A 4,206-nucleotide genomic window follows, 5' to 3' on the forward strand; every position below is an offset into this window, starting at 1 on the left:
TAATAGGCATCGACCTTGTAGGCGACCATGGTGTTCGGCTCCAGGGTGCAGAAGCCATGGGCGAAGCCGGCGGGCACGAACAGCTGCTCGCCGCCCGCCGCATCGAGCCGCACGGCGACGTGCCGGCCGTAGGTCGCTGACTCGGCGCGGAGATCGACGGCCACATCGAGGATCGCGCCGGCCAGCACCCGGACCAGCTTGGCCTGGGCGTTGGGCGCGACCTGGAAGTGCAGGCCGCGGATGGTCCCGGCGGGGGCGGAGAAGGACTGGTTGTCCTGCACGAACGCGTTGGCGATCCCGTGCTCGGCCAGCACGTCGGCACGATAGACCTCCGAGAACCAGCCACGGTCATCCCCGTGCCGCTTCGGAACCACGCGCTTGACCGCTGGGATCTCGGTTTCGGTCACCTGCATCCGTCGCTCCTGCCTCGCCTGTGCCGACTCGCTCAGGGCGTAGGCCGTGCGGAGGCGGCGAAGTCAAGACTGCACTTCATTCTCTGCGGCTCCGAATCGCAGGCGCCCCTCGGCGGTTTTCTAATGGGCCAGGGGGTCACGCTGGGGAACCAGAACCGCGGTCTTGCCGTCGTGTTCGGGGTGCGGCTACCGCCGGCGCTCAGCCCTCCGTTCATCGAGCAAGCTCTGCGTTCGAGCGAGGGGATCGCTGGACTGTCTGCCGCCATGCACGGCCTGATCGGAGCGCAAATTGCCATGCTGGCAGCTATTGCTGCCATTAATGCGGATACCAAGCGGATGGTCCGAGCCTCAGATGCCTACCGTCGCTTGACGACAATCCCGGTCGTCGGTCAGCTCACCGCGCTCGCATTCACGGCAGCTGTCGATGATCCTGAGCGCTTCAGGCGCTCCCGCGACGCCGGGCCGTATCTCCGGCTCGTCCCAAGGCGTTAGCGGTCGGGCGAGGTCGACTACACCGGCAGCATCTCGAAGTGCGGCGACCAGCGGATCAGAACGCTGCTGTACGAAGCGCCAACGTGATGCTGACGCGTCGCAGACAGACTCTGAAGCCGAAGGCTTGGGCTCTGGCCATCGCGAAGCGCTCGACGATGCGCAAGGCCCGAATCGTTCTCGAGCCGGCTGGCGATCAGCATGCACGCGATGCTGCGGCAGGGCACCGAGTTCCGACCTGCGTAGCGGCTGACATCACCGGTCAGGAGGCCGAACCAAGTTCCCGAGCGGGAGCGACGCCCGAGGGAGGAAGCAGAAGACGGAGCCGACTCTGTAGCATGCGGCCTTGCACCGACGGCGCTTTCAACAGAGCCGCTTTGCATTCAGCTGACCCCATCAAGTGCCGCAGGAGCACATAGAGGACGCAGACACCCGAAAGCGTCGAACACTCTGGATCGAGCTGTCGCTCATCGACCCATTAAAAAAAAGGCACCGAGTTAACCTCGCAAGGGCCGTTCTTCGCTGAAGGTAGGAGCGATCAGTCGAGTGGCATCACACTGTGCCGGGCCGGCCGCAGCAGAACGGTTTCGTCGAGAGCTTGAACGGCCGCCTAAGCGACAAGTACCTGAACGAGCATCTGGTCCGCAGCCTGCCGCCGGCCCCGGCCCTCATTGAGGCGTGGCGGCTGATTATGAAGCCAACCGCCCTCACACTAACCTTGGCGGGTTCACTCCAAACGCGTTTGCAACTCGGTCCCAACCTGAGCAAAGAGGCTTTCATCGCCGCGGCCTGGGACGTGGTCGGGCGCAAGGTCGCCAAGACGCGGTTGCTCGGCGACATCTACGAGACGGCTCGCAGCTCGATCGGCCTGCCGGTGTCGCCGGATGGTCCGGCGGTGAGCATGTTCCGGCTCGTCATCGGCGAGGCGCGCGGCCTCATCCGGCAACGCGACGCGATCGAGGTCGCGGCCGAGACCCTCCTATCGGACAACGCCGACTACAAGCTGCTGCGCCGCATCCCCGGCATCGGCCCGATCAACGCGCTGACCATCCTGGCCGAGGCCGGCGATCTGCGCCGCTTCAGCCATCACCGGCAGTTCCTGAAGTTCTGCGGGCTCGATCTGGCCACACAGCAATCCGGCACCTTCCGGGGCCAGACCAAGCTGTCGAAGTACGACAACGCCCGGCTCCGGCGTACGCTCTGGCTGATCGGTCAGGTCGCCATCCGCCAGCGGGAGAACAGCTTCCGCGACAAGTTCGAGCGCTACATCGCCCGCGACCGGCACAATGCCGACCTGCGGCGCAAGGCGCTGACCGCGATCACCGCCAAGATGGCGCGCGTGGCGCACGCCGTCATCAAGACCGGTGCCGACCATCAAATCCGCAATGAATCCGCACGACAATAATCATTAAATCTCGCTATGATTGTCTTTTATTGCTAATATTCAACGAATATTCACCTTTTATACTCCCGTCTCCGCAAACGGAGACAGCCATGCGTCGCGAATTTGCTCAAGAGATGCATCCCACTTTGGAATAGGAGGAGTGATTGGGTCAACTAAGCCTTTCGCGCGCGCGACAGCTTGAAGGATCATCTCCCTCATCCAAGAAGGATCTCTTAATTGCGAAGATGGTACTGCCCAGTGACTCATTAGAAACGAAAGAGTTCTCAGATCATCGTCTTCATTGCGAGATCTGAACGTCCATGGCGGCGCGCCAATTTGGTCAGCTGTAAATGTCATGTAGTTTCCAGATAAGCTGATCAAAGTTTTGCTCCACATTATAGCTAGCATGCCTGCCGTGGAGGACACAGTCGCGATTGAGCCAACATGTGGCGCCACACTATCGCTCGGACCCAAGTTACAAACAGAAGAAGCGAAAAACACATTATTTCTATTATTAAGATAAATTCTACCGTCCGTGTTTAGTCCTCCGAGTCCTCTTGGGTGCTCGGAAATTACCAGGCCGGTATCCAAAGCGATACTTTGACTTATCGCAAGTGCCAAGTTGAATTGCGAAGAAATGGGCGAAATAGCTGTAAATGAACTCACGCCATCGACCTGTAGCGGAAGTAATACTGTATTAGAATATCTATCGCAAAATTCAAGCAAATCTTCGCTCGGCCTTGACATAGATTTCACGGTTTTTCTGTAGATACACCTGTAATCATCCGCGAGTTGAAGCTGATTGGGAGATGGACTCCAATGTTTTTTGAATAGTTTCCAATGAATATCCAGCCAAGCACTACCGCCAGGGCCGGACGGATCGAAATACCATGTTGGTGGACCAGGAGCTTTGAAGAAAGAATACTCGTGAAACATGATTGCGGCGCTTCGAAAAGCGACGGATAAATAGGCAGGAGAGCCAAAAGCGATAATGACGTCAAAATTTTCTTCAGGAACGTAGCTGCGTATATTCTGCGCAAGCTTCTTGGCCTCGGGGCCAGCAGGCCATCTCAACGCGCGCATCAATAAATGATCAGGATTTTGAGTCCAAAGGTCTACCAAAACGGTAGGATCAACCCTTACCACATGATCAATACAGCTAAGATGATTCGGCGTGAAAGTTGCTCCACTGACAAGAGTTATCTCGATCCTATCTTCAAAACCCATCTTCATCGATGCGGCCAATTTGGGTACGAGATTATCGACCCAATATCCCTTCGCTAGCGGCGTGCCAAACTCAATGAGCGGTTCGATAAAAATCATCACCTTTAAAGTTGCGGCTTCCATCTTGATCACCCATTGAGAACGGTCGGTACTTCGTAGTTATCGACGAATATAATACTATTGTACGAGATGTGCAAAGCAACTGTAATGATACAGGCATTTTTCTGCAATAGAAACCTATAGCCCGTTACCCTTGAGGTGCATTCTGCAATACGATGGCTAAATCAGCTATGAGACAACCAGATTGCGTATTACTTCCTTTAGATTCACGAAATTATAAAAATATTTTAATCTTGTTAGGCTATTTATATTCAATGCATCGAAAATATAAATGAGGGCAACGCGTAAGATTCGATGTGTTGCTCCGACGTAAACTGCCTGTGAGGCATTCCCGTTTCATCGATCCAGGCCCCTTTTGGAGTAGCGAAGTTCAGCAGTCCTGCCTTCTTTCAACTTCGGGCGTCAAGCCGCTCGACGGTGATTTTGCCCCCTGTTTGCCCCGTTCATAACCAGTGTTTATTCTGGCTCTGGTGCAGGTCCTGGTGGTGATGCTTCCCGGTGTGGGGAAGCGATCGAGGAAGGCGAAGAACAAGTCCAATCGGCTGTTGTGCCGGAAGCGGTCGATCTCCGGAAAGT

General features: G+C 56.4%; 3 protein-coding genes and 3 pseudogenes. 3 read left to right on the top strand and 3 right to left on the bottom strand.

Annotated features, from left to right (window positions below):
• On the bottom strand, positions 1–413 hold a 413-nt coding region (gene rfbC, locus HNR51_RS26465), incomplete at its 3' end, for a dTDP-4-dehydrorhamnose 3,5-epimerase (protein ID WP_182556950.1).
• A gap of 120 nt (positions 414–533) precedes the next feature.
• Between rfbC and HNR51_RS26470 the strand changes: the two are divergent.
• From HNR51_RS26470 to HNR51_RS26475, 3 pseudogenes are all read left to right on the top strand, one after another.
• A pseudogene (locus HNR51_RS26470) lies at positions 534–1,148 on the top strand (transposase); the annotation flags it as partial.
• Between the two features lie 286 nt (positions 1,149–1,434).
• A pseudogene (locus HNR51_RS26895) lies at positions 1,435–1,670 on the top strand (integrase core domain-containing protein); the annotation flags it as partial.
• A pseudogene (locus HNR51_RS26475) lies at positions 1,663–2,307 on the top strand (transposase); the annotation flags it as partial. The pseudogenes HNR51_RS26895 and HNR51_RS26475, both read left to right, overlap by 8 nt.
• Positions 2,308–2,364: 57 nt before the next feature.
• Here the strand turns inward: HNR51_RS26475 and HNR51_RS26480 are convergent.
• On the bottom strand, positions 2,365–3,642 hold the full coding sequence (locus tag HNR51_RS26480) for a capsular polysaccharide export protein, LipB/KpsS family (RefSeq protein ID WP_182556952.1): 1,278 nt from the start codon (positions 3,640–3,642) through the stop codon (positions 2,365–2,367).
• Between the two features lie 358 nt (positions 3,643–4,000).
• On the bottom strand, positions 4,001–4,206 hold a 206-nt coding region (locus tag HNR51_RS26590; protein WP_210280272.1), incomplete at its 5' end, for a hypothetical protein.

This window comes from Methylorubrum thiocyanatum (genome assembly GCA_014138645.1).
GTDB lineage: Bacteria > Pseudomonadota > Alphaproteobacteria > Rhizobiales > Beijerinckiaceae > Methylobacterium > Methylobacterium thiocyanatum.